Origin of the sequence: Solihabitans fulvus, from assembly GCF_008386585.1 — a bacterium.
Taxonomy (GTDB): domain Bacteria; phylum Actinomycetota; class Actinomycetes; order Mycobacteriales; family Pseudonocardiaceae; genus Solihabitans; species Solihabitans fulvus.
The window spans coordinates 216,846-240,078 of sequence record NZ_VUOB01000022.1; the positions used below are offsets into that span (position 1 = coordinate 216,846).

General features: G+C 70.8%; 25 protein-coding genes. 13 read left to right on the forward strand and 12 right to left on the reverse strand.

The genetic code is table 11. From position 1 onward, the window contains the following. Positions 1-16: 16 nt before the first annotated feature. The 3 genes from pcp to F0L68_RS13745 are packed head-to-tail and all read right to left on the reverse strand — an operon-like array spanning position 17 to position 2,418. The gene (pcp, locus tag F0L68_RS13735) at positions 17-667 is read right to left on the reverse strand and encodes a pyroglutamyl-peptidase I (protein ID WP_149849910.1); all 651 of its coding nucleotides are present in this window, start codon (positions 665-667) and stop codon (positions 17-19) included. A gap of 60 nt (positions 668-727) precedes the next feature. Beyond that, on the reverse strand, positions 728-1,726 hold the full coding sequence (locus F0L68_RS13740) for a DUF979 domain-containing protein (RefSeq protein WP_149849911.1): 999 nt from the start codon (positions 1,724-1,726) through the stop codon (positions 728-730). After that, positions 1,723-2,418, reverse strand: coding sequence for a DUF969 domain-containing protein (locus F0L68_RS13745; RefSeq protein WP_149849912.1), 696 nt, complete (start codon positions 2,416-2,418; stop codon positions 1,723-1,725). Before F0L68_RS13745 ends, F0L68_RS13740 begins: the two co-directional genes overlap by 4 nt. Before the next feature lie 183 nt (positions 2,419-2,601). Here F0L68_RS13745 and F0L68_RS13750 point away from each other — a divergent pair, with 183 nt between their 5' ends. Further along, entirely contained in the window at positions 2,602-2,793 is a 192-nt protein-coding gene (locus F0L68_RS13750) for a hypothetical protein (RefSeq protein WP_149849913.1), read from the forward strand. Position 2,794: 1 nt separating this feature from the next. Further along, on the forward strand, positions 2,795-3,793 hold the full coding sequence (locus tag F0L68_RS13755) for an endonuclease/exonuclease/phosphatase family protein (RefSeq protein WP_149849914.1): 999 nt from the start codon (positions 2,795-2,797) through the stop codon (positions 3,791-3,793). An 18-nt stretch (positions 3,794-3,811) separates the two neighbouring features. On the opposite strand, the gene F0L68_RS13760 is transcribed toward F0L68_RS13755, so the two are convergent. The 3 genes from F0L68_RS13760 to F0L68_RS13770 form a co-directional block, all read right to left on the reverse strand. After that, the gene (locus F0L68_RS13760) at positions 3,812-4,105 is read right to left on the reverse strand and encodes an antibiotic biosynthesis monooxygenase family protein (protein WP_149849915.1); all 294 of its coding nucleotides are present in this window, start codon (positions 4,103-4,105) and stop codon (positions 3,812-3,814) included. Between the two features lie 10 nt (positions 4,106-4,115). Next, the gene (locus F0L68_RS13765) at positions 4,116-5,345 is read right to left on the reverse strand and encodes an acyltransferase family protein (protein WP_149849916.1); all 1,230 of its coding nucleotides are present in this window, start codon (positions 5,343-5,345) and stop codon (positions 4,116-4,118) included. 336 nt (positions 5,346-5,681) lie between these two features. Then, a complete protein-coding gene (locus F0L68_RS13770) occupies positions 5,682-7,160 on the reverse strand; it encodes a M1 family metallopeptidase (RefSeq protein WP_223198765.1) in 1,479 nt (492 codons plus the stop codon). Between the two features lie 85 nt (positions 7,161-7,245). Between F0L68_RS13770 and F0L68_RS13775 the strand changes: the two genes are divergently transcribed. Further along, a complete protein-coding gene (locus tag F0L68_RS13775; protein ID WP_149849917.1) occupies positions 7,246-8,004 on the forward strand; it encodes an alpha/beta fold hydrolase in 759 nt (252 codons plus the stop codon). Positions 8,005-8,013: 9 nt separating this feature from the next. Here F0L68_RS13775 and F0L68_RS13780 read toward each other — a convergent pair whose 3' ends face one another. The 3 genes from F0L68_RS13780 to F0L68_RS13790 all read right to left on the reverse strand — a co-directional run bounded on the left by F0L68_RS13780 (position 8,014) and on the right by F0L68_RS13790 (position 10,144). Beyond that, positions 8,014-8,529, reverse strand: coding sequence for a 2'-5' RNA ligase family protein (locus F0L68_RS13780; RefSeq protein ID WP_149849918.1), 516 nt, complete (start codon positions 8,527-8,529; stop codon positions 8,014-8,016). A 223-nt stretch (positions 8,530-8,752) separates the two neighbouring features. Beyond that, entirely contained in the window at positions 8,753-9,628 is an 876-nt protein-coding gene (locus F0L68_RS13785) for an iron-sulfur binding domain-containing protein (protein ID WP_149849919.1), read from the reverse strand. Positions 9,629-9,652: 24 nt separating this feature from the next. After that, the gene (locus F0L68_RS13790) at positions 9,653-10,144 is read right to left on the reverse strand and encodes a beta-class carbonic anhydrase (protein ID WP_149849920.1); all 492 of its coding nucleotides are present in this window, start codon (positions 10,142-10,144) and stop codon (positions 9,653-9,655) included. 197 nt (positions 10,145-10,341) lie between these two features. Here F0L68_RS13790 and F0L68_RS13795 point away from each other — a divergent pair, with 197 nt between their 5' ends. After that, complete coding sequence (locus tag F0L68_RS13795) at positions 10,342-11,040, forward strand: hypothetical protein (protein ID WP_149849921.1); 699 nt, start codon at positions 10,342-10,344, stop codon at positions 11,038-11,040. A gap of 61 nt (positions 11,041-11,101) precedes the next feature. Here F0L68_RS13795 and F0L68_RS13800 read toward each other — a convergent pair whose 3' ends face one another. Both F0L68_RS13800 and F0L68_RS13805 read right to left on the reverse strand, forming a co-directional pair. After that, a complete protein-coding gene (locus F0L68_RS13800) occupies positions 11,102-12,202 on the reverse strand; it encodes a LacI family DNA-binding transcriptional regulator (protein WP_149849922.1) in 1,101 nt (366 codons plus the stop codon). 132 nt (positions 12,203-12,334) lie between these two features. Further along, entirely contained in the window at positions 12,335-13,417 is a 1,083-nt protein-coding gene (locus F0L68_RS13805; protein ID WP_149849923.1) for a LacI family DNA-binding transcriptional regulator, read from the reverse strand. 297 nt (positions 13,418-13,714) lie between these two features. Here F0L68_RS13805 and F0L68_RS13810 point away from each other — a divergent pair, with 297 nt between their 5' ends. The 8 genes from F0L68_RS13810 (at position 13,715) to F0L68_RS13840 (ending at position 21,209) form a co-directional block, all read left to right on the forward strand. Further along, complete coding sequence (locus F0L68_RS13810) at positions 13,715-14,989, forward strand: extracellular solute-binding protein (RefSeq protein WP_149849924.1); 1,275 nt, start codon at positions 13,715-13,717, stop codon at positions 14,987-14,989. A gap of 98 nt (positions 14,990-15,087) precedes the next feature. Beyond that, positions 15,088-15,966, forward strand: a complete 879-nt coding sequence (locus F0L68_RS13815) for a carbohydrate ABC transporter permease (protein WP_149850059.1) — start codon at positions 15,088-15,090, stop codon at positions 15,964-15,966. A gap of 1 nt (position 15,967) precedes the next feature. Then, entirely contained in the window at positions 15,968-16,873 is a 906-nt protein-coding gene (locus F0L68_RS13820; protein ID WP_149849925.1) for a sugar ABC transporter permease, read from the forward strand. A gap of 144 nt (positions 16,874-17,017) precedes the next feature. Continuing rightward, a complete protein-coding gene (locus tag F0L68_RS13825) occupies positions 17,018-18,118 on the forward strand; it encodes an ABC transporter ATP-binding protein (RefSeq protein WP_149849926.1) in 1,101 nt (366 codons plus the stop codon). Between the two features lie 249 nt (positions 18,119-18,367). After that, a complete protein-coding gene (locus F0L68_RS13830) occupies positions 18,368-19,276 on the forward strand; it encodes a metal ABC transporter solute-binding protein, Zn/Mn family (RefSeq protein ID WP_149849927.1) in 909 nt (302 codons plus the stop codon). Continuing rightward, positions 19,273-20,136: a metal ABC transporter ATP-binding protein gene (locus F0L68_RS13835; RefSeq protein ID WP_149849928.1), complete on the forward strand. Its 864-nt coding sequence runs from the start codon at positions 19,273-19,275 to the stop codon at positions 20,134-20,136. Before F0L68_RS13830 ends, F0L68_RS13835 begins: the two co-directional genes overlap by 4 nt. 1 nt (position 20,137) lies before the next feature. Further along, the gene (locus F0L68_RS42330; RefSeq protein WP_188316556.1) at positions 20,138-20,311 is read left to right on the forward strand and encodes a hypothetical protein; all 174 of its coding nucleotides are present in this window, start codon (positions 20,138-20,140) and stop codon (positions 20,309-20,311) included. A 1-nt stretch (position 20,312) separates the two neighbouring features. Continuing rightward, complete coding sequence (locus F0L68_RS13840) at positions 20,313-21,209, forward strand: metal ABC transporter permease (protein WP_149849929.1); 897 nt, start codon at positions 20,313-20,315, stop codon at positions 21,207-21,209. Here the strand turns inward: F0L68_RS13840 and F0L68_RS13845 are convergent. Continuing rightward, positions 21,163-22,494 carry an alginate O-acetyltransferase AlgX-related protein gene (locus F0L68_RS13845; RefSeq protein ID WP_149849930.1) on the reverse strand — a complete coding sequence of 444 codons (1,332 nt, stop codon included), beginning with the start codon at positions 22,492-22,494 and terminating at the stop codon, positions 21,163-21,165. The two genes, F0L68_RS13840 and F0L68_RS13845, sit on opposite strands and share 47 nt — an antisense overlap. Positions 22,495-22,611: 117 nt before the next feature. Between F0L68_RS13845 and ybiA the strand changes: the two genes are divergently transcribed. Then, positions 22,612-23,229 (forward strand): riboflavin biosynthesis intermediates N-glycosidase, encoded by a 618-nt coding sequence (gene ybiA, locus F0L68_RS13850; protein WP_149849931.1) that lies wholly within the window; start codon positions 22,612-22,614, stop codon positions 23,227-23,229. Positions 23,230-23,233: the final 4 nt, after the last annotated feature.

The window sequence follows — 23,233 nt, forward strand, 5'->3', positions numbered from 1 at the left end:
CCGTTCGCGGTGTCGCTCAGTGCAGGGCGCCGCCCGTGACGGCGAGGTCCTCGGTGGTCGCCAGCGCCGTGCCGACCAGGGCGGCCAGGCCGTCGGTGATCGTGCGCAGCGCCATGCTCGGCCGGTCCAGCCCGAGCGCGGCCACCTGTTCCGGCAGGTAGGGGACGTGCGTGAAGCCGCCCCGCACGCCGGGGAACTCCGTGGCCAGCAGGTGCATCAGGCCGTAGAAGATGTGGTTGCAGACGAAGGTGCCGGCCGTGTGCGAGAGCGCCGCCGGCACCCCGGCCGCGCGAATGGCCGCAACGCACGCCTTCACCGGCAGCGTGGACAGGTAGGCGGCGGGCCCGCCATCGACCACCGGCACGTCGACCGGCTGCGCGCCGCTGTTGTCCGGGATGCGCGCGTCGCGGACGTTCACCGCGACCAGTTCCGGGGTCACCACCGCGCGTCCGCCCGCCTGCCCGACCGCCACCACGAGCTCGGGGCGGTGTTCGACGATCGCCGCGCGCAGCGCCTCGATGGAGCCGTCGAACACGCAGGGGAGCTGCGCGGTGGCGATCTCGACACCGGCCGGGCGCTCGGCGGCGAGCGCGGCGACGGCCTCCCACGCGGGGTTGACCTTCTCGCCGTCGAAGGGCTCGAAGCCGGTCAGCAGGACGGTTGGCACGGTTGTTCTCCGGTCGGGTGTTCGGTCGGCCCTCGGTGGGGACTTCGGTCGAGCCTTCGGTCAGAACGCGAAGAAGTACATGATCGCGACGTTGCAGGCGAGCAGCGGGATCGCGGTCGGCAGCTGGGCCTTGATCGGCCCGTACTGGTTCTTCATCTCCAGCAGGACGGCGGGGACGATGTTGAAGTTCGCCGCCATCGGGGTGCACAGCGTGCCGCAGAAGCCGGCCAACATGCCGACCGCGAACACCACCGGCGGATTGCCGTGGAACTGCTGGATCAGCACCGGCCAGCCGACCGCCGCCGTCATCACCGGGAACGCCGCGAAGGCGTTGCCCATGACGATGGTGAACACGGCCATGCCAAGGCAGTAGACCACGACGGCCCAGATCAGCGAGCCCTGCGGCAGGACGTCCTTGGTGAGCTTGCCCACCACCTTGCCGACGCCGGCCTGGTCGAACAGCAGCCCGAGGGTGGCCAGCATCTGCGGCAGCACGGCGGCCCAGCCGATGGCCTGGAGCAGCCGGGTGCCCTCGCGCAGCGGCACGGCGGGGGTGAGCGGGCCGCTGCCGATCGAGGCCGGGGTCGGCCGGAGGATAAGCAGCCCGACGACCAGGGCGAGCACGGAGCCAACGCCGAGGCCGATCAGCGTCTCGCTGCCCTTGAGCAGCAGCGGCTGGCCGTTCACTTTGATCTTGACCACGAGGGTGGCGAACAGGATCGCGACCACCGGGATGATCAGCGCCGGCACGAAGACCCGGCCGCCGAAGCGCTCGGCCAGCGCCACGCGCTGCTTCTCGGTGGTGCTGCGCAGCCCGCCGCCCTTGCCAAGGGCGCCGAACCCGGCGAGGCAGGCCATCGCGATGACCGCGAGGCCGAGCAGCCACGGCGGCGCGGCCTTGCGGACCACGAAGGTGCCGTACCAGAAGGAGAGGCCGAGCAGCGCCCAGAAGGCCACGCTGCCGATCCGCTTGGGGTTCTCCCGGTCGCGTCCGACGATCACGGCGGCGCCGAGGAAGATCGCGCCGCACAGCCAGTAGAGCCAGTCCGCGGTGATCACGCCACGACCTCCTTGGCGGGAGTGGGGTTGGCCATCCTCGCCAGTTGCCGGTCCAGCCAGAGCAGCCGCGCGCCGTGGATGACGAAGGCGCAGATCGCGGTCGGAATGGCCCAGATGGCGATCTGGAGGGCGTCCAGCTTCAGGTGGTAGGTGCTGTCCACGAAGCTGGTGATCAGCAGGACGGAGCCGACGGCGAGGAAGACGTCCTCGCCGAAGAAGAGGCCGACCGTGTCGGCGCTCGCGGAGAACGCCTTGACCCGCTCGACCGCCTCGTCGCTGAGCCTGCCGTGCTTGCGTTCCGCCGCGCCGAGGGCCATCGGCGCGATCAGCGGGCGGAGCGTCTGCGCCGGGCCGGCGATGTCCTTCAGGCCGAGCGCCGCGGTGAGCTGCCTGACCAGCAGGTACGCGGCGAGCATCCGGCCGACGGTGAGCGCGCGGAGCTTGCCGATCAGGCGGCCGGCCTCCTGCTGGAGGCCGAACCGCTCGACGAGGCCGATCACCGGCAGCGTGAGGATGAACAGCGTGACGGTGCGGTTGGTGGCGAAGCCGGTGCCGAAGGTGTTGAGGATCGTCAGCGGCGACAGGCCGCCGAGCAGGGCGGTGGCGATGCCGGCGACGGTGACGACCAGCAGCGGGTTGAGGCGCAGCGCGAAGCCGACGACGACGAGCAGTACGCCTAGGAGGACGAGCATCCTGACCTCCTTCGTTGGAAGGCTGTGACGTGACGGGGAGCACTTGGTTGGTGGAGAGTAGAGGTTTGTTGAACAATCCCACAAGAGGTCAATTTTGCCTCTGGGCCGATCGGGGAACTCCGGGCCCGGCCCGCTGTGGACAAACCAGGCGTTCGCGCGGTCGTCGTCGGTCAGACTGGTCGCATGGGACTCACCGATGATCCGTTCGACTGGCGCGTCACGCAGGACCGGCAGGTGTTGATCTCGCGCCGAGGACGGACGGTGACCACGGTGCGCGGCGCCAGTGCCGAGCGGCTGATCGGCAGGCTGGACCGAGCCGACGAGGAGCAGGCGCAGCAGCTGCTCGCGCGCGCCACCGGCCACTACAAGCACTGAGATGCTCAAGGAGCGGGTCACCGAGGTCGGAGCCTGGCCCAGGCGCGTGCGGGGCGGCTGGTTCGGGACCTTCGTGCTGCTCGCGCTCGCGGTCGCCTTCGGCACGGCCGCCGTGTTCCGGCTGATGGGGATGGACGGCAACCGGTACATGGTCGCCGCGCTCGCCCTCACCCCCTACCTCACCGCCGCCGGGGTGCTGCTCGGGCTGCTCTGCCTGCTGCTGCGCCGCTGGCTGATCGGGGCGGTCGTGCTGGTGCTGTGCTCGGTCCTGGCCTCAGCGGTGGTGCCGCGCGGATTCCCCAACGGCAGGCCGAACAGCACCGGCCAACGGCTGCGGGTGCTGTCGGCGAACCTCGCCATGGGCAGGGCGGATCCGGTGAGCCTCGTGCGGACCCTGCGCGACTACCGCGTTGACGTGGTGAGCCTCCAGGAACTCACGCAGGACGGGGTCGCCGCGCTGGACGCGGCCGGGCTGGCCGATGTGCTGCCGTATCGGGTGTTCCACGCCGACGGCGGCCCGCAGGGCTCGGGGCTCGCGTCCAGGTATCCGGTGCGGGAACTCGCGCTGGCCGCGCCGTCCACGTTCCAGCAGCCCTCGGCGGAGATTACCGTGCCGGGCGGCCAGTTCGTCGAGTTCGTCGTCGTGCACGCGGCGGCGCCGGTGCACGAGGCGGGCACCGACCCGTGGCTGCGGGACCTGGCCGGGCTGCCCTCGCGCAGCGGGCTCGGCCCGGTGCGGGTGCTGGCCGGCGACTTCAACGCCACGGTCGACCACGCCGCCCTGCGGCGCCTGCTCGTCGGCGGCTACCTGGATGCGGCGGCCGAGGTCGGCGAGGGCTTCCGGCCGACGTTCCCGTCCCGCGTCGTGCTCTGGCCGCCGAGGGTGGCCATCGACCACGTCCTGGTCGACCGCCGCGCGCCCGTCGAGGCCTTCCGGACCATCGACCAGCCGGGCAGCGACCACTACCTGGTGTTCACCGAGCTGGCACTGCCGACGTAGGAACGGCGGCCTGCCCGGTTACGCAGACAGCACGACCTCGAACTCCAGCAGGCTCGCCCCGGTGGCCACCGGCTTCGGCCGGTCGCCCGCGTGCGACTCCCTGCCCTTGGCGGCCCACGCCTGGAAGTCCTCCTCCGTCGCCCACTTCGAGTAGACGAAGTAGCGGCTGTCCCCGGCCACCGGGCGCAGCAGCTCGAAGCCGAGGAAACCGGGGGCGGAGGTCACCGACTCGAACCTCGCGGCGAACCGCTTCTCCAGCTCGGGGCCGCTGCCCTCGGGCACCTCGATCGCGTTGATCTTCACGACTGCCATGCACCCCACCCTAGTGCGGTGCGTCCTCGACCTGCCTGGCCGCCAGTTCCGCGGCCGCCGCGTCTTTCGCCAGCGCCCGTGCCCGCACGCGCCTGTCGACCAGGCCGCGCAGGAACCGCTCGACCGGGTGCTCGACCAGGTAGTAACAGGCCGCGGCAACGGCGATGGCGGCCGCCAGGGTGGCGATGAACCACGGGAGGTCGGCCAGCGTGTGCGCCGGCCGGACGCCGATCCACTTGCCGGCGGCGGTGAGCAGGACGCCCTCGGTCAGATAGAACGAGAACGACCACTTGCCGAGCAGCACCAACGGTTTCGAGCGCAGCAGCGACGGGCGCTGGTCGAGGTCGCGGACGGCCACGGCCGCGATGCACAGCGCGAACAGCGGCGCGAACACCTCGTCCATCACGTGCATCGGGCTGGACACCGGGAACGGTGTGAGGTCCAGGTTCCAGAGCCAGGTCCGCAGCACGGGGAACGGGGCAGGACCGCCGAGCAGGGTCGGGTGGCGGAACCACCACAGCATGAGCGCGAGCGCGAGGCCGATGGCGGCCATCGAGGTGCGGGCACCGACCGGCGGCCGCCAGCCCCTGCGGACGGCGACACCGGCGACGACGCCGAGCAGGAACTCGGGCAGCCGGTACAGCGGGGAACCGGCGCGTGGCACGAGCTCGGTAAACGGCGGGGGCATCGTCACGATGAGCAGCACCAGCACGACGCCGAGGCAGCCGAGGATCCTCAGGTCCAGGCGCATCAGCGGGCGAATGATCACCGGGAAGAGCAGGTAGAAGAACGCCTCGCAGGCCAGCGACCAGGTGCCGCCGTTGGCCAGGTAGAAGGTCGACGGGTGCCACGCCTGGGTCAGCGTGAGCGTGTCCCGCAGGCCCTCCCAGGGGTATCGGCCGTTCGCGAAGAAGACCGGGTAGCACAGCAGCGTGCTGACGGCGGCCATCGGCCAGACCCGGGCGAACCGGCGCCAGTAGAACCGGCCTGGGCCGACTGAAGGGGAATACGACCAGGTCAGCACGAACCCGGACAGGACGAAGAAGAACGTCACGCCGGCGAAGCCGAAATAGTTGACACCGGACACCCAGGCCCCGTGATCGAGATAGCCGTTGAGCGCCGGCATCGGCAGGAAGTACGGCGAATGGAACAGGAAGACCGCGAAGGCGGCGAACCAGCGAAGCCCGGTTAACGACTCGACCCGTGGACGGTTGGAGGCAGCCTTGTCTGCGGCACTCATGGTTGACAACGGATCCCCTCTTTGGTGTCCCAAGGCCTTCTGACCTGGGATCCAGTGCGGCCGACGGCCGCGACGAGAGGAAGGTACTCGCTGTTGTTATTGGTTTTCCAGCCTTCGATCTACATGTGCAGTTCGATTACTGTATAGCGAAAAATTGAACCTTCCGGCTTCATTCTTGCCCAAATTCACTCATGCGTTGGCGGTGGAAAGCTGAAGGTCAGGAGGCGTGCGCCGGTATCGACTCGCGTCGGCGGTGCCGGAGGTTTGCGATTGGGTCACCATCCGGGAAATGATCCAACCACGAGACTTCACGCGTGCCTGAATGTTCCCGACAGGTCAGAGGAAGTCAGCGGGGAACTGGGTGCCCCGGAACCACGCGGCGAAGAAGTCGCCGAGCGGCCGGCCGGCCACCTGCTGCGCGTACGCCTCGAAGTCCGGCCAGGACGCGTTGCCGTCGCGGTGCGCGGCGGGCCACCCGCGCAACACGGCCGCGAACGCCTGCTCGCCGATCCGGTGCCGCAGCGCGTGCAGCGCGAGGGCGCCCTTGTCGTACACGGCCGAGAACTCGTTGCCCTGGCCCATGTCGTACAGCGGCCTGGCCCAGAACGCCGCGTTGTCGCGCACCCGGTCGAGCTGCGCGCGGTACTTCGCGTCGAGGTCGACGCCCTGCCGCTCCTCCCACAGCCACTGGGCGTAGGAGGCGAAGCACTCGTTCAGGCAGATGTCGGCCCAGCTCCGCACCGAGACCGAGTCGCCGAACCACTGGTGGGCGTTCTCGTGCACGATCGTCTCGAGGTTCGTCCACCTCGCGTAGGTCGGCCGGGTCTGCGTCTCAAGCGAGAAACCGATGTCCTCGGCGAGGAAGATGCCGCCCGCCGCGTCCTGCGGGTACGGGCCGAACTTCTCCGACAGGAACGCCAGGATCTCGGGCAGGCGGTCCTCCAGCGCCCGCTTGTCCTCGGCGCCCGGCGCGTACGCGTCCACCACCGGAGTCCCGTCCGGCAGCTGCGAGCGCACCATCGTCCACCGGTCGATCGCCACGGTGGTCAGGTAGGTGGCGATCGGATTCCGTTCCACCCAAAGGAAAGTGGTCCAGCCGCCCGCGCTGACGACGCCGTCCGCCACGCCGTTTGCGATCGCCGACCAGCCGTCGGGAACCCTTACCGTCAAACGGAACCGCGCCTTGTCGCGCGGGGTGTCGTTGGCGGGGAACCAGGTTGTCGCCGAGTGCGGCTCGCCGGCCGCGTATGCCCCGCCGGACGCGGAGATCTGCCAGCCGCTCGTGCCGAGCTGGTCACTGGTGACGGCCTGCGGCTCGCCGCCGTAGGCGACGTCGACGGTGAACCGCTCGCCCTCGCGCAGCGCCGCCGCCGGGGTGATCACCAGCTCGTGGTCGCCCGCGCGGGAGAAGGCGGCCGCGCGGCCGCCGACGGACACCGAGGACACCGTCAGGCCGGACAGGTCGAGGTCGAAGCGGCGCAGCTCGGCGGTCGCCTGCGCGGCGATGCGCGCGCGGCCGTCGAGGTGGTGCGAGGCGGGGTCGTAGGTGATGTCGATGTCGTAGTCGGTGACGTCGTAGCCGCCGTTGCCGTCGGTCGGGTAGTAGCTGTCGCCCGCGCCGTCCGACCCGACGGCGTCCGACCTGGTGCCGTCCGACCCTGCCCGCCCGGCCTGACCGGACTCGGCTCGGCCGGACTTGGCCAGACCTGACTGAGCCTGACCGGACTGAGCCAGACCCGACGCCGCCGCCCCGCCGACCGCCGCCGAGGCCACCAGCGCGAACGCGATTAACAGCGGGACGCTGCGTCTGGCCATCGACTGCTCCTCCTACCGCACGCGCCGGGACCGGGCGGTCGCCCCGGAGCGTTGATCGTCGCATTCGCCGCCGTAACCTGCGGTCATGTACGTGGAGTTCGGTGGCTCCGGGCCGGGAATCCTGCTGCTGCACGGGCTGATGGGCCGGGCGAGCACCTGGTGGCCGGTGGCGGGCTGGCTGCGCGAGTACGGCAGGGTGGTCGGCCTCGACGCGCGCGGGCACGGCCTCGACCCCCGGCGGGGCGGGCCGTGGCGCACCGAGGACTTCGTCGCGGACGCGGCTGCCTTGCTGCGCGAGCTGGACCTCGGCCCCGCCGTGGTCGTCGGGCACTCCATGGGCGGGCTGCACGCCTGGGAGCTGGCCGCCGCGCATCCCGGGCTGGTGCGGGCGGTCGTGGTCGAGGACTTCGCCCCGGACCAGCGCGGCAGGACCGTCGAGGACTGGCGCGGCTGGTTCGACTCGTGGCCGGTGCCGTTTCCCTCGCTGGCGCACGTGCGGGAGTTCTTCGAGCCGCTCGGCGACTACTTCGTCGAGTGCGTGCGGGAACGGGCCGACGGCTACCACCTGTTGGCCCACATGGACGATCTCTACGAGATCGCGGCGGAGTGGGGCGGGCGCGACTACTGGGCCGGGGTGGACCGGGTCCGCTGCCCGCTGCTGGCGATCGAGCCGGAGCACAGCGCCATGCCGGCCGGCCAGCTGGTCGAACTGGCCGCGCGGGCGGGCGGCGGCCTCGGCCGGCACCTGGTGGTCGCCGGGGCGGGACACGTCGTGCACCGCGACGCCCCGGACACCTATCGCGGCGCGGTCGAGGCGTTCCTGTCGGAGGTGCTGGGTCGCTAGTGTCCAGCGCTACCGCTCCAGCAGGACGTCGACCTCCTTGGTGCGGGTGTCCACGATCGCCACCCTGCGCGCCTTGGCCTTGATCGGCCGCGTCGGGTACAGCGTGCGGAAGCCGGTGACGACCTGCTCGTCGTCGATTCCGCTTGCCAGCGTGCAGTGCGGCACCCAGGAGCCGGGCAGGTAGTAGGCGGACGGGTTCTTCACCTTGCCGGCCAACACGTCGTGCACGGCCGAGTGGACCGCGAGCAGTTCGCCGTCCACGACCGCGGCGAGGATCAGCACGTTCTCGCTGCCGGAGAAGGCGGCCAGGGTGTGCAGCCACAGGTCGGGCAGCGACAGCAGGGCGAGATCGTCGCGCAGCGCCTTCCTGGCGCCGCCCGGGATCGCGCCGGCCACCGCGAGCGTCAGGTGCGGCCCGAACTCGCCGGGCGGGCCTGGCACCCCGGCCTCGCCGAGCCGCCGCCACAGCCCGCGCACCTCGGTGTCGGCCGCCTCATCGAAGAACACCACCAGCCCCTGCGCCACGCCGCGATCCTAGGACCAACGCCGCCCGCCAAGCCGCACCCCGGCCCACGCCCGCCGGGAACAACCCGCCCACCAGGAAACAAACCCCGCCCACCCAAGGGGGGCCGAGCCCTTGGCGAGCCTATCGGTGATCATCGGCGGGCACCGGAGGAAATATCGCCGCCTGTGGACAACCGTACGATGACGTCTCGCCGCCTGTGGACAACTGCGCCGACGGCAGGGGTCAGTGCTCGCCGGGCAGCGCGAACCGGCCGTCGCCGGTCTGCTCCACCAGGCCGTCCACCAGCAGCGAGTGCAGGCATCGCTCGCGCTGGCCGCCGTCGGGCCAGACGATGTCGAGCTTCGCCTTGAACACCGGCTCGCTGGTGTCCCGCAACACGTCCAGCAGCAGGCCGCGCACCTGACGGTCGGTGCCGGCGAAGCGCTGCACGGCCTTGGCCGGGCCCGCGTACGCCGGTCGGCCCGCGCGCTGCCACGCGCAGTCGGCGAACACCGGGCAGTCCGCGCAGCGGGGCGAGCGGGCGGTGCAGACCAGCGCGCCCAGCTCCATCAGCGCGGCGGAGTACCTGGCCGCGACGGACTGCTCGGCCGGCAGGATCGCCTCGACGTCCGCCAGATCCCTCGTGGTGGACGGCGGTCCCGCGTCGCCGGCACCGTGCACGGCCCTGGCCACCACCCGCCGCACGTTGGTGTCCACCACGGGACAGCGCCTGCCGTAGGCGAACGCGGCCACGGCCCGCGCGGTGTACGCGCCGATGCCGGGCAGCGCGAGCAGGGTGTCCACGTCGGCGGGCACGACGTCGCCGTGGTGCTCGGCGATCGCGCCTGCCGCGGCGTGTAGCCGCAGCGCGCGCCTCGGGTAGCCGAGCTTGCCCCAGGCGCGCAGCACCTCGCCCTGGCTGGCGCGCGCCATGTCCGAGGGCAGCGGCCACCTGGCCAGCCACTCGTGCCAGATCGGCTCGACCCTGGCGACCGGCGTCTGCTGCAACATGATCTCGCTGACCAGCACACCCCACGCGGTGCACTCCGGTCGGCGCCACGGCAGGTCACGGGCGGTGTCGGCGAACCAGTCCAGCAGGAGATCTGCGTCCACGCTCATAGTGGTCGCCATTCTCCCAGCGGGTCAGTCGACCTCGCGCAGGTCCCCGTTCGAGACGTCGTAGACGAAGCCGCGCACGCTGTCGGTGTGCGGCACGTACGGGCTGTGTCGCACCCGGTTCACCGAGCCGCGCACGCTGTCGGCGACATCGCGGAACGCCTCGACGGCCCAGGTCGGGCGGAGCCCGGTGTCGCGCTCCAGCTCGTCCTTGAAGCCGTCCTCGGTGACCATCGACAGGCCGCAGTCGGTGTGCTGGACGACCAGCACCTCGCGGGTGCCGAGCTTGCGCTGGCTCAGCGCGAGCGACCGGAGCATGTCGTCGGTGACCACGCCGCCCGCGTTGCGCAGCACGTGCACCTCGCCGTGTTCCAGGCCGAACATCTCGAACACCTGGATGCGGGCGTCCATGCAGGTCAGGATCGCCACGTGCAGGGTGGGGCGGGGAGACGAATGGTCTCCGTGGATCAGCGCGCCGAGTTCGGCGTTGCGCTTGAGCAGGATGTCGATCGCAGTCATGACCACCTCCGGGCGTTCGTTCTCCAGTGGTAGCCGCGCGATGCGGCGGTCCGGTGTGCTGGGTCCCCGTTCCGGGGATGTAACCCGGAAAGTGCGCGCAAGACAATGCCGCTTGACCGAAATCACGTGCGGACACGACCTGATCAGGTGACACCTGGTTACGCCGCTCGGCGCAACACGGGGCCTACCGTCCGCGTATGCCCGAGCGTTCAGACTCGCTGCCGCCGTCGGTGTACTGGCGTCGACGCGCGATGGCGTTCGGCCTCTCGCTGCTGGCCCTGGTCGGCCTCGCCTGGCTGATCGGCGCCTTGGTGGGGGCCTTGATCGGCAAGGTCGAGTCCTACTCGCCGCAGGGCGTCGCGAACCAGCTGTCCGTGGCGGCCTCGGCCTCGCCGACCTCGACACCGTCGCCGTCGCCTTCGCCGTCGAGCTCGGTCCCGCCGCCGGCCAACGCGGCCGCCGGCCAGTCGCCTTCGAGCCCGCCCCCGCCGCCCGGCCCGCCGCAGCCCTGCCCCGACGCGGTGCTGAAGGTGACCGCCGAGGCCGACCATCCCGAGTACCAGGTCGGCCAGCGGCCCGGTTTCAAGATCGTCATCGGCAACACGGGACCGGTGGCGTGCACCAGGGAGATCGGGCGGCACCTGCGCGAGCTGGTGGTCAGCTCGGCGGACGGCGCGACGCGGCTGTGGTCGAGCAGCGACTGCTACAACACCGACGGCGACGAGCTGCGCATCCTGCATCCCGGCGAGCAGTTCGCCTACGGCCTCGACTGGTCGGGGCTCACCTCGGCGCCCGGCTGCCGGGACAAGCACAACCGGGTGCCGGCGGGCGACTACCTGCTCACCGCGAAGCTCGGACAGCTGGCCGGCACGCCGATCGCGTTCCGCTTCAACTGAGAGCTGAGACCTGAGAGCCGAGACCTAGGAGCCGAGGGTCGGGCGGAGCCCCTCGGACTGCCTACGGGCCGAACCAGCGTTCCTCGGCGCCGCGCGGCGGGCCGGCGGTGCTGCCGAGGATCAGCTCGGTGCCCAGCGTGACGGTGCGGGGACGGGTGCGCTCGTGCGCGTCCAGCAGCAGCTTGCCGGCCGCGCGGCCCTTCTCGAGCACGGGCTGGCGGACCGTGGTCAGCCCGGCGCGCTCGGCCTCGTGGATGCCGTCGAACCCCGTGATGGTGAGGTCCTGCGGCACGCGGAGGCCGCGCCGCCGCGCCTCGTTCAACGCGCCGAGCGCGAGGATGTCCGAGGTGCAGATCAGGGCGGTGATGCCGGGATCGCGGTCGAGGATCTGGGCGGCGGCCGACGCGCCACAGCTCGTGTTGTGGTCGAACCGCTCGACGACGGGCACCTGGGCCCAGTCGACGCCCGCCGAGGCGAACGCGGCGGCGAGGCCGGCGAGCCGGGACCGCTGCACGTGGAAGTGCGCGGCCCGCTGGCGGTCCGGCGGCACGAAGCCGTCGTTGCGGTCCCTGGCCAGCCGCATGCACACCACGCCGATGCGCCGGTGGCCCAGTTCGATCAGGTGGTTGGCGACCTGGGTGATCGCGGCCTCGTCGTCGATGCCGACCCGGTCGACGGAGGCCAGCTCCGGCTGGTCGCAGACGACGGTCGGCACGGGCCGTTCGAGCACGGCGGCCAGGTGCGGGTCGTCGTCCGGCACGGAGTAGACGACGAAGCCGTCGACGCCGGCGCGGTGCACCGAGGCGACGTCCTCCTTCTCCGGGTTGGCCGGCACCAGCAGCAGGCCCTGGTTGGCGTCCTCGCAGGCCAGCGCCAGCCCCTCGAGGAAGCCGATGGCCGCGGGGTCGCGGAAGGCGTAGGAGAGGTTCTCGGTGAGCAGCAGCCCGACCGCGCCGGCCTTCCTGGTGCGCAGCGAGCGCGCCACCGGGTCGGGACCGGGATAGCCCAGCCGCCGCGCCGTCTCGAGTACCCTCCGTCGCAGCTCGGGTGAGAGCTGGTCGGGGCGGTTGTACGCGTTGGACACCGTTGTCCGAGACACGCCCAGCTCGGCGGCCAGTGAAGCCAGCGTCGCGGGGCGCCGCACATGCATTGACCGCGCCATGCAGAGACCGTAACGGTTCAGAACCAATACGAGAAGCGCAGGTGATGCGCGTCCCTCAAATGTCCCATCGGTGCTGTTCAGGGGATGTGAACAGTCAAGAAGTTGGTCCAGACCAATTGGCCAAAACGAGGGTTACCGTGGTGCCGAGGTTGACTCCCGGAGCACCAGCCTCGGGCGGAACACCCTGGTGTAGTTGCCGGAGGGGCGCCGCCGGTCCGGATCGAGGCGGTGCACGAGTTCGTCGACGGCCGCGGCGGCCATCTCCTCGATCGGCTGGGCCAGCGTGGTCAGCGCCGGGGACGAGTACGCGGCGAGCGGGATGTCGTCGAAGCCGACCACGGACAGGTCGCCAGGCACCGAAAGGCCGCGCTGGTGCGCCTCCCGCAGCACCCCGAGCGCCATGTGGTCCGAGGAGCAGATCACGGCCGTCGGGCGCACGGTGTCCAGCAGTTCGGCCACCGCCGTGCCGCCGCCCTCCGCGCCGAACGGCGCGTGCGCGACGAACTCCGCGTCGGCCGGCAGCCCGTGCTCCTCGAGCGCGGCGGCCCAGCCCGCGCGCTTGAGCCGGGACGGCAGCGAGCGGGCCGGGCCGGACACGAAGCCGATCCGCCGGTGCCCAAGCTCGATCAGGTGCCTGGTCGCGGTGTATCCGGCCAGCTGCTCGTCGACCGTCACGTCCGGCACGTCCAGCGCCGGGGTCGCGCCGTTGAGGAAGACCATCTGCACGCCGTCGTCGAGCAGCTTGGCGTAGTAGCTCGGCCGGGGCGCCTCGCCGACGGGCACCTCGACGTTGGTGATCTCGGGGGACACGAACACCATGCCCTCGACGCCGCGCGCCAGCAGCATGCGGACGTACTCCTCCTCGCCCATCGCGGCCTCGCCCATCGCGGCGCCGGACCCGTTGCCGTTGTCGCGGCGCACGCTGGCGGCGCGGGTGTTGCACAGCAGCGAGGAGTAGCCGAGCCGGGCGGCCCTGGTCTCCAGCGCCTCGGCGAAGGCGGGGAAGACCGGGTTGGACAGCTCGGGCACAAGCAGCCCGATCACCCCGGTCCGTTGCAGGGCACCGAGTCCGCGCGGGGTGTAGGGCAGCTCCGCGAGCACCCCGAGCACCCGCAGCCTGGTCTCCTCGTTGACCCCGGCCTTCCGGTTCAGCACCCGGCTGACCGTCGAGATGCTCACCCCGGCTGCCCTGGCGATCTCGGCCAGACCGGACACGACGGCCTCCCTCTCAACGGTCCCTGGCTCGCGTGCGGGCCAGTGTCGTGCACACGAGCCGGACGCGGTCGGCCCGAGCCTGCCGGTGACAGCAACTTTTTGCAAGAAGGCTCGCACCACACGGTCATGTCGTCCGGTCATGTGCCTCCGTTACGGCTTGGTTACGTCGAAAGCCTTGACCGAGGGACACGTTCGGGTATGAAATCCGCGTCAGCCTTGACGCAAATCCTTGCAACGCCCCGGTCCTCGACCACCAGCGGGACGCGGACCGGCCAGCAGGAGGGAACGACAGCAACGATGCGACGTAACACCCTCACGGCAAACATCCTCAAAGCGGCAGCGGCCGGAGTTGCCGGCGCGCTCGTGCTCACCGCCTGCGGCGGTGGCGGCACCGCCACCAGCGGCGCCGACTCCGGCAAGGTCGTCTTCTGGGACACCAGCGGCCCCAGCGAGACCCCGGTGTTCAAGAAGATCGCCGAAGCGTGCGCCAGCAAGGGTGGCTACCAGGTCGACGTGCAGCAGGTCGCCTTCGACCAGGCGCTGAACAACTACAAGACCGCGGCGCAGGGCGGGCAAGGCCCCGACGTGTTCCGGTCCGAGGTCGCCTGGGTCTCCCAGCTGGCCAAGAACGGCCTGATCCAGGACCTGTCCGGGACCGACCTGGCCAAGGACACCAGCGACTTCCTCGACGTGCCACTGGGTTCCACCAAGTACGAGGGCAAGAGCTACGGCGTCCCGCAGGTCACCGACTCGCTCGCCCTGATGTACAACAAGAAGCTGCTCGCCGACGCCGGCGTCACCCCGCCGAAGACGTGGGACGAGCTGAAGTCCGCTGCCGCGAAGCTCGGCGGCGAGAAGTCCTTCTTCCTCAACAACGACGCCTACTACGCGCTGCCGTTCCTCTACGGCGCCGGCGGCGACCTGCTGGACACCTCGGCCAAGAAGATCGTGGTCAACTCGGCCCAGAACGTGCAGGGCCTCCAGGTCGCGAAGGGCCTGCTCGACGCGAAGGCCGCGCAGACCGCGCTCGACCCTGGCAACTCCTACAACAACATGCAGGCCGCATTCTCCTCTGGCCAGGTCGCGATGGTCGTCAACGGCCCGTGGTCGGTCGCCGACTACCTCAAGGGCGACGCGTTCAAGGACAAGACAAACCTCGGCATCGCACCGGTGCCCGGCGCGACCGCCGGCAAGGGCAGCGCCCCGGTCGGCGGCCACGACTACGTGATCCGCCAGGGCACCAAGGCGAAGGACTCCTCGGTCAAGTTCGTCCAGTGCATGAGCACGGTCGAGTCGCAGGCGCAGGTCGCCAAGGAGCTCGGGCTGCTGCCGACCAGGAAGTCGGCCTACGACAACGCGGACGTGCAGGCGCAGCCGACCGTGACCGCGTTCAAGCCGGTGATCACGCAGGCGCACTCCCGCCCGTGGATCCCCGAGGGCGGCCAGCTCTTCGACCCGCTCAAGACCGCCTACGCGGACGTCCTCGCCGGCAAGAAGGACCCCAAGGTCGCGCTGGACGAGGTCGCCAAGGCCTACAAGGACCAGGTCGTCACCGACTACGCCATCGGCTGATCTGGTGGGCGGTTTCCGTTGCCACACAACGGAAACCGCCCGCCGTGAAGGAGAGTGCGGTGCGCAGGTTCCTCGATCGGCACTGGTACGCCTACGCGATGGTGCTGCCCGTCGTGGTGGTCATCGCGGTCCTCGTGCTCTATCCGTTGGCGCAGGGCGTCTACTTCACCTTCACCAACATCAACGAGGCGAACATCGCCAACCCGGTGCTGGACCGCGCGGCCAGCTACGTCGGCGTCGGCTTCCGCAACTACCTGAAGGTGCTGTCCGGGGACTCCAGCTACGGCGCGTTCTGGTCGACGCTGCTGCGCACCCTCGTGTGGACCTTCGGCTGCGTGTTCTGCCACTACACGGTCGGCCTCGGCCTGGCCATGCTGCTCAACCGCCAGGTGCGCGGCAGGGCGCTGTACCGAGTGCTGCTGATCGTGCCGTGGGCGGTGCCGGCGTTCATCAGCGCGTTCGCCTGGAAATACATGTTCAACGCGCAGTTCGGCATCGTCAACCAGGTGCTGCGGGCGGTCGGCCTGCCGGGACCGGTCTGGCTCGGCCAGTCCGACCTCGCGCTGCTCGCCGTCGTCATCGTGAACGTGTGGCTCGGCGTGCCGTTCATGATGGTGGCGCTGCTCGGTGGTCTCCAGTCGATCCCGGCCGACCTCTACGAGGCGGCCGAGATGGACGGTGCGACGCCGTGGCAGCGGTTCCGGCACGTGACGCTGCCCGGCCTGCGCTCGGTGTCCAGCACGGTGGTGCTGCTCGGCATCATCTGGACCTTCAACATGTTCCCGGTGATCTACCTGGTCACCGGGCAGAACCCGAACACCAGGATCCTGGTCACCTACGCCTTCGAGCGGTTCTTCGCCGGGGCGTCGCGGGACTACGCCATCGCGTGCACCTACGGCGTGCTGATCCTGTCCGTGCTGCTGGTGTTCGCCACGGTGTACCGGCGGGCGCTGCGCAAACAGGGGGAGGTGTGGTGACGTGACCGTGGATGCCGCAGCGCTGCGGGTGGCGGCGCAGGCCGCGCGGACGAGGGTCGCCGGACGGCGGGGCAGGCGGTCCCGGCTGTCCAGCGTCGGCCTGCACGCGGCGCTGGTGCTCGCCGCGCTGATCGCCGTGTTCCCGGTGTTCTGGGTGCTGGTCACCTCGTTCAAGCCGGACTCGCGGGCGGTCGAGGCGACGCCGAAGCTGGTGGACCACTCCAGCCTGGACAACTACGCGGACGTGCTGTCCGGGGCCAAGGGCGACTTCCTCGCCTGGTTCGGCAACTCCGTGCTGATCGCCCTGCTGACCACGGTGATCGCGGTGTTCCTTTCGGCGACCACCGGCTACGCGGTGAGCCGGTTCCGCTTTCCCGGGCTGCGGCCGCTGATGCTGTCCTTCCTGGTGATGCAGATGTTCCCGTTCGCGGTGCTGATCGTGCCGCTCTACAACATCCTGATCGCCATCGGGTTGCAGGGCACCAGCATCGGCCTGGTGCTGGTGTACTGCACCACCGCGGTGCCGTTCTGCACCTACATGCTCAAGGGCTACTTCGACACGATCCCGTCGGACATCGACGAGGCGGGCCGGATGGACGGACTGTCGCCGTTCGGCGTGTTCTGGCGGCTGGTGCTGCCGCTGTCCACGCCGGGGCTCGCGGTCACCGCGTTCTACTCCTTCCTCACCGCGTGGGGCGAGGTCGCGTTCGCCTCGGCCTTCCTGTCGGCGTCGGACCAGTCCAAGACGCTCGCGGTGGGGTTGCAGGTGTTCGTGCAGCAGAACCGCACGGAGTGGGGGCATCTCGCGGCCGCGTCGATCCTGGTCGCGATCCCCGCGGTGCTGGTCTTCTATCTGGTGCAGCGTTTCCTGGTGACCGGGCTGGCCTCGGGCAGCGTCAAGGGGTGACCGGTTCGTCACCCTTGGCGGTCCACACCAATTCGGTGGCGGAGAGGTGTTCTCGTAAGCGCTTTCAATCGTTAGCTTTGCCGCAAACGCAGCGCGCGGCGCAGGGTTGCGCGGTTGGGCAGTGAGCAGTGAAAGGGATGCCCCATGGCAGAGGTCGCCTACGTCAACGCCTCCAGGATCTTCTCGGGCAACCCGCCGGTGCGCGCGGTTGACCAGCTCCAGCTCGACGTCGCCGACGGCGAGTTCCTGGTGCTGGTCGGGCCGTCCGGCTCCGGCAAGTCCACCGCGCTGCGGATGCTCGCCGGCCTCGAGGACGTCGACGAGGGCGCCATCGAGATCGGCGGCAAGGACGTCACCAACGTGCCGCCGAAGGGCCGCGACATCGCGATGGTGTTCCAGTCCTACGCGCTGTACCCGCACATGACCGTCGCGGAGAACATGGGCTTCGCGCTGAAGCTGCGCGGCGTGGCCAAGGCGCAGATCAAGGAGCAGGTCGCCGAGGCGGCCAAGATGCTCGACCTGACCAAGTACCTCGACCGCAAGCCGAAGGCGCTGTCCGGCGGCCAGCGGCAGCGCGTCGCGATGGGCCGGGCCATCGTCCGCGAGCCCAGCGTGTTCCTGATGGACGAGCCGCTGTCCAACCTGGACGCGAAGCTCCGTGTGGAGACCCGCGCGAACATCGCCGCGCTCCAGCAGCGGCTGGGCACCACGACGATCTACGTCACGCACGACCAGGTCGAGGCGATGACGATGGGGCATCGGGTCGCCGTGCTCAAGGACGGCCTGCTCCAGCAGTGCGACACCCCGCGCGCGCTCTACGACCACCCGGCCAACGCCTTCGTCGCCGGTTTCATCGGCTCGCCCGCGATGAACCTCAAGACCGTGCCGCTGACCGCCGAGGGCGCCAAGCTCGACGGCATCGTGGTGCCGCTGTCGCGGGCCGCCCTGGACAAGGCGTCCGGCGAGAGCCTCGGCGAGGTCACCTTCGGCATCCGTCCCGAGGCGCTGGCGCTGGTCAGCTCCGAGGAGCAGGGCATGAACATGACCGTCGAGCTGGTCGAGGAGCTCGGCGCGGACGCGCTGGTGCACGGCGCGGTGAAGATCGGCGAGGGCACCGAGCGTTTCGTGGTCCGCGTCGACGGCCGCACGCCGCCGACCCTCGGTCAGCAGGTCAAGGTGGCCGTGCGCGACACCACCGAGATCCACCTGTTCCACCCGGAGAGCGGCGACCGCCTGGAGGCGTGAGTTCGTTCCGTCCGGCAGTGACTCCGGTGGCCTCCGCCCGAACAGGGTGGGGGCCATCGGCCTTTGGTCGCGGTGCGTCGTGGGCGACGCCGTGGCTTGCATCGGCCTGCTGGTGTCCGCGTTGTCCGCATTGCGCCGGTGGGTGGCGGGGCTAACACCCGGTCGGTGGATTCTCGTCGGCACTCCGTTCTAAACTGAACTCGACAACGGTTTCCATTACCTGATCGTGACCTGCCGAGGAGTGCCCTGATGACTGTCCGTCACACGCGGATCGGTGCGGCCGTCGCCGGCCTGGCCATTGGCGCGCTCGTGCTGTCCGGCTGCGGCGGCGCCAGCCAGGACACCGCTTCGAACGGCAAGATCAAGGTGGTCGCCTCGACCAACGTGTGGGGCAGCGTCGCGCAGGCGATCGGCGGGGACGCCGTCGAGGTGAAGTCGCTCATCGAGGATCCCTCCGCCGACCCACACTCCTACGACAGCAAGCCGACCGACGCCGTCGCCCTCAACGACGCCAAGGTGGCCATCTACAACGGCGGCGGCTACGACGAGTTCTTCACCAAGCTGCTTGGCTCGGCCGGCAAGGACGCGAAGAAGATCGCCGCGTTCGACCTGTCCGGCAAGCCGGCCGGCGGCAACGAGCACGTCTGGTACGACCTGACCACCGTGCGCAAGGTCGCGGACTCCGTCGCCGAGCAGCTCACGGCCGTCGCCCCCGACAAGAAGGACACCTTCGCCGGCAACGCCAAGGAGTTCGACGGCAAGCTCGACGCGCTGCTCGGCAAGGCCAAGCAGCTCGGCGTCGACCACCCCGGCAGCAAGGCCGTGGTGACCGAGCCGGTGCCCGACTACCTGCTGGCCGCGAGCGGCGTGCAGGACGTGACCCCGGCCGAGTTCGCCAAGGCCATCGAGCAGCAGACCGACCCGTCCGCCGCGGCCGTCGCCCAGACGGGCGACCTCATCGCCGGCCGGCAGGTCGCCGTGCTGGTCAACAACACCCAGACCGAGTCCACCATCACCAGGCAGTTGACGGACAAGGCCGGCACGGCCAGGGTGCCCGTCGTCGGCGTGACCGAGACGCTGCCGGCCGGGGTCGCGGGTTACCTTGACTGGATGACCAAGCAGGTTGACGAACTGGCCAAGGCACTGGCTGCGAAATGACGGCCGACCAGAGCATCGCGCCTGCCTCGCCGAGGCCGGCCGAGCCGTCGACGGACCGGGACGCGGTCAGGCTGCGCGGCGCGCGCCTGTCCTACGGGCGTCGGCTGCTGTGGGACGGGCTGGACCTGGACGTGCGGCCAGGCGAGTTCCTCGCGGTGCTCGGGCCCAACGGCTCCGGCAAGACCAGCCTGCTGCGCGTGCTGCTCGGCCTCCAGGGGCTGTCCGGCGGCACCGTCGAGGTGGCTGGCGGCACGCCGGGTCGGGGTGACCGGCGGATCGGCTACATCCCGCAGCAGCGGTCCATGGACACCTCGGTCACGCTGCGCGGCCGCGACCTCGTCGGTCTCGGCCTCGACGGGCACCGCTGGGGCGTCGGGCTGCGCGGCATCAGGGACCGGCGCAGGCGGGTCACCGAGGCGCTGGCGGCCGTCGGCGCGACGGACTACGCCGACCAGCCCGTCGGCCTGCTCTCCGGCGGCGAGCAGCAGCGGCTGCGGGTGGCGCAGGCCCTCGTCGGCGACCCCGAGGTGCTGCTGTGCGACGAGCCGCTGCTGTCCCTCGACCTCGCGCACCAGCGAGTGGTCAGCGAGCTGATCGACCGTCGGCGGCGCGCGGCGAACACCGCGGTGCTGTTCGTGACCCACGAGATCAACCCGGTGCTGCCGCTGGTCGACCGGGTGCTCTACCTGGTGGACGGCCGGTTCCGGGTCGGCCCGCCCGCCGAGGTGATGACCTCGGAGACGCTGTCCGAGCTGTACGGCACCACGGTGGAGGTGGTTCGCGTCCGCGACCAGATCCTGGTGGTCGGCGCGCAGGGACCGCATTGTGTGGAGCAGCCGCACCACCTGGGAGAGCACTGACGTGGACAAGCTCTTCGGCTTCGGTCTGACCAGCGGCCCGTTCGGCCTCGGCCGGGTGGCGCAGCGGCACCACCGTGGGGGCACTGACGTGGACAAGCTCCTCGATTTCGGCCTCACCGGCAGCCTGCTCAGCCTCGGCCGGGTGGCACAGCCGCACCACCTCGGGGAGCACTGACGTGGACAAGCTCTTTGACTTCGGCCTCACCGGCAGCCTGCTCGGCCTCGACTTCGTGCAGCACGCGCTGCTGGCCGCCGCCGTGCTCGGGCTCGTCGCCGGGCTGCTCGGCCCGCTCGTGGTGACCAGGAAGATGTCCTTCGCGGTGCACGGCACCGCCGAACTGGCGTTCACCGGGGCCGCCGCCGCCCTGCTGTTCGGCTTCAGCATCGGCACCGGCGCGCTGGCCGGCGCCGTGGTCGCGGCCCTGCTGCTCGGCCTGCTCGGGCTGCGCGACTCCGAGCGCGACTCGGTGATCGGCGTCCTGCTCGCGTTCGGGCTCGGCGTCGGCGTGCTGCTGCTGTCCTTCTACAAGGGCAGGGCCGGCAACAAGTTCGGGCTGCTGGTCGGCCAGATCGTCGGCGTGGACTCGGCGAGCCTGCAACTGCTGAGCTGGTGCGCCGTCGGCGTGCTCGCCGTGCTCGCGGTGATCTACCGGCCGCTGTTGTTCGCCAGCGTCGACGCCGAGGTGGCCACCGCGCGCGGGGTGCCCGTCCGGCTGCTGTCGCCGCTGTTCGCGGTGCTGGTCGGCGTCGCGACCGCGCTCGGCGTGCAGACCGTCGGCTCGCTGCTGGTGCTGTCGCTGATGGTCACGCCGGCCGCCGCGGCCTGCCGGGTCACCGCGAACCCGGTGCTGGCCACCGTGCTCGCCGTCGTGTTCGCCGAGACGGCCGTGCTCGGCGGCATCGTGCTCTCGCTCGCGCCCGGCCTGCCGATCAGCGGCTTCGTCACCGTCATCTCGTTCGTGATCTACCTGGCCTGCCGGGTGATCGGTGCCGCCCGCGCCCGCCGCTCCCGCGACCGCAGGGCGGTCAGCGCACCGGGTGTTTCGCCAGTTCCTGCCCGATCCGGTCGATGATCGCCGGGTCGAGCAGCTCGGCCTTCCCGTTGGTGACCGTCCGCTCGACCATCTCGACGACGATCGTCTGCTGGCTGTCGAGCATCCGCAGCACGTCGTCGGGGTTCGTGCTCAGCATCCCGTAGTGGGCGAGCTGGATGTCGTTGAACGCGGCGGCGAGGTAGCGCGCCGCAGGCTGGGTGAACGAGTCGCCGAGCAGCCCGACCCGGTCGGCGATGGTCCCGGTGGTCGGGGCCGAGCCGAAGTGCACGATCGACTTGTTGTAGTCCGACCTCAGCTCCTGCGTGCGGTTGTCGTGGCCGTCGGGTTCGAGGCTGTAGTAGTTGCCCCGGTTCGCGCCGCTGCTGCCCAGCAGCGGCGGCAGGTCGGCGTAGCTCGCCCACTCCTTGCCCTGCTCGGTCCGCCAGGTCCCGGTGATCCCCGGCTGGAGGCGCTCGGCGACGACCCTGGCCATCGCGATGCCGCCCTCGTCGGTCCAGTGCGTGTCGAGCTGGTGGTAGACCGGGTGGTGCACGGCCTGCTCGGTCTGGATCAACCGGGGACGGACGTCGATCGCGCCCGTCTCCGTCGGCACCCGCTGCCAGAACGTCGTGCTCGCGGCGTCCCAACAGTCCTTGCCGGCAAAGGAGTCCGGCAGTTTGTCCGGCTCCATCGTGGACTTGTCCGGGGCGACGAGAAAGACGAACTTCCGCCCGGAGGCCTCGACCACCTGCCGCAGCCGCTGGATCCGCTGGATCGTCTCGTCCAGCGGCTTGGCAGGCGTGCACTTGGCGTCCGCGTCGAAGCCGTAGTACAGCCAGCCGTCCTTGCCCTCCAACACCTTGCGGTACAGGTTGGGGTCGTTGAGGTTGGGGCGGTTCGGGTCGGGGCCGTTGGGCACCGCCGGCCGCGTCTCGGTCTCCGGGCTCGGCGCCGGCAACGGACCGGCCTGGTCGTTGTGGCCCTGGTTGAACGGCGCGGGCTCGCCGAAGACGCCCCGGCTGATGCCGTTGGCGGCGTGCACCGCGTCGGGGCGGAAAGGCAGGTGGTCGGTCGCCCACCGGGACAGCCCGGGGAAGAAGTCCGCGCCGAGGCTGGGGAAGTCGGCGAGCTTGCGGTTCTCGAACTCGACCGGGCGCGCGCCGAGCAGCAGCGCCAGCACCGGCGGCACGAAGAAGACCAGCGCGCAGACCAGCGCGACCCACTGGTGACCGCCGTGCCTCGGCCGGTACAGCGGGTGCACGTTCGGCAGCCGCGACTCGTGCAGCGGCGGCAGCGACGGAGGCTGCTGGTTGGGCGCTGTCACGACCCCACGCTAGCCCGGCCGGCCGAGGGGGATGCCCCGAACCCCGGTTTCGTGGCGTCCCACACGTCGCCGGAAAAGCCGTCGCCCCGGTGACCTTCGGCAGGCGAGAGTGGGTGGATGGGCGACGCGACGACGAATCCGCGCAGTGTGGCGGAGCTGGTGGCGGCCGAGCGGCGGGGTGCGCGGCTGAAGTTCCTGTTCTTCTGGGGGCATCGGCCGCAGACAGGCGGCGGCGTCGGGCCGGGCTGCCTGAGCCAGTGGTGGCCTGCGCGGTTCACCGTGGACGGCGTCGCCTACGCCACCGCCGAGCACTACATGATGGCGGGCAAGGCGCGGCTGTTCGGGCACGAGCGGATGGTCGCCAGGATCCTCGACGCCAGCTCGCCGGGGGAGGCCAAGGCGCTCGGCCGGCAGGTGCGGGGGTTCGCCGAGGACGTGTGGGCGAGGCACCGGTTCGACCTGGTGGTGGCCGCCAACCGGGCCAAGTTCGGACAGCATCCTGAGCTGCTCGACTACCTGCGCGGCACCGGGCGGCGGATCCTGGTCGAGGCGAGCCCGGTCGACCGGGTGTGGGGGATCGGCCTCGCGGCCGACGACGAGCGCGCCGCCTCGCCCAGCCGGTGGCGCGGCGAGAACCTGCTCGGGTTCGCGCTCATGGCGGTGCGGGACGAGCGGGCGGCCGCGGCGGACGAGCGCGAGGCGGACGAGGGCGCGGCGACGGCAGGGGACGCGTAGCGCG

Bases quoted from the DNA above. Each gene is read 5' to 3' on its own strand.
- F0L68_RS13745 (WP_149849912.1), bottom strand. From the start codon at position 2,418: ATGCTCGTCCTCCTAGGCGTACTGCTCGTCGTCGTCGGCTTCGCGCTG.
- F0L68_RS13810 (WP_149849924.1), top strand. From the start codon at position 13,715: ATGCGACGTAACACCCTCACGGCAAACATCCTCAAAGCGGCAGCGGCC.
- F0L68_RS13750 (WP_149849913.1), top strand. From the start codon at position 2,602: ATGGGACTCACCGATGATCCGTTCGACTGGCGCGTCACGCAGGACCGG.
- F0L68_RS13755 (WP_149849914.1), top strand. From the start codon at position 2,795: ATGCTCAAGGAGCGGGTCACCGAGGTCGGAGCCTGGCCCAGGCGCGTG.
- F0L68_RS13765 (WP_149849916.1), bottom strand. From the start codon at position 5,345: ATGAGTGCCGCAGACAAGGCTGCCTCCAACCGTCCACGGGTCGAGTCG.
- F0L68_RS13815 (WP_149850059.1), top strand. From the start codon at position 15,088: ATGGTGCTGCCCGTCGTGGTGGTCATCGCGGTCCTCGTGCTCTATCCG.
- F0L68_RS13760 (WP_149849915.1), bottom strand. From the start codon at position 4,105: ATGGCAGTCGTGAAGATCAACGCGATCGAGGTGCCCGAGGGCAGCGGC.
- F0L68_RS13830 (WP_149849927.1), top strand. From the start codon at position 18,368: ATGACTGTCCGTCACACGCGGATCGGTGCGGCCGTCGCCGGCCTGGCC.
- F0L68_RS13785 (WP_149849919.1), bottom strand. From the start codon at position 9,628: ATGAGCGTGGACGCAGATCTCCTGCTGGACTGGTTCGCCGACACCGCC.
- F0L68_RS13770 (WP_223198765.1), bottom strand. From the start codon at position 7,160: ATGGCCAGACGCAGCGTCCCGCTGTTAATCGCGTTCGCGCTGGTGGCC.
- F0L68_RS13795 (WP_149849921.1), top strand. From the start codon at position 10,342: ATGCCCGAGCGTTCAGACTCGCTGCCGCCGTCGGTGTACTGGCGTCGA.
- F0L68_RS13800 (WP_149849922.1), bottom strand. From the start codon at position 12,202: ATGGCGCGGTCAATGCATGTGCGGCGCCCCGCGACGCTGGCTTCACTG.
- F0L68_RS13835 (WP_149849928.1), top strand. From the start codon at position 19,273: ATGACGGCCGACCAGAGCATCGCGCCTGCCTCGCCGAGGCCGGCCGAG.
- ybiA (WP_149849931.1), top strand. From the start codon at position 22,612: ATGGGCGACGCGACGACGAATCCGCGCAGTGTGGCGGAGCTGGTGGCG.
- F0L68_RS13775 (WP_149849917.1), top strand. From the start codon at position 7,246: ATGTACGTGGAGTTCGGTGGCTCCGGGCCGGGAATCCTGCTGCTGCAC.
- F0L68_RS13790 (WP_149849920.1), bottom strand. From the start codon at position 10,144: ATGACTGCGATCGACATCCTGCTCAAGCGCAACGCCGAACTCGGCGCG.
- F0L68_RS13825 (WP_149849926.1), top strand. From the start codon at position 17,018: ATGGCAGAGGTCGCCTACGTCAACGCCTCCAGGATCTTCTCGGGCAAC.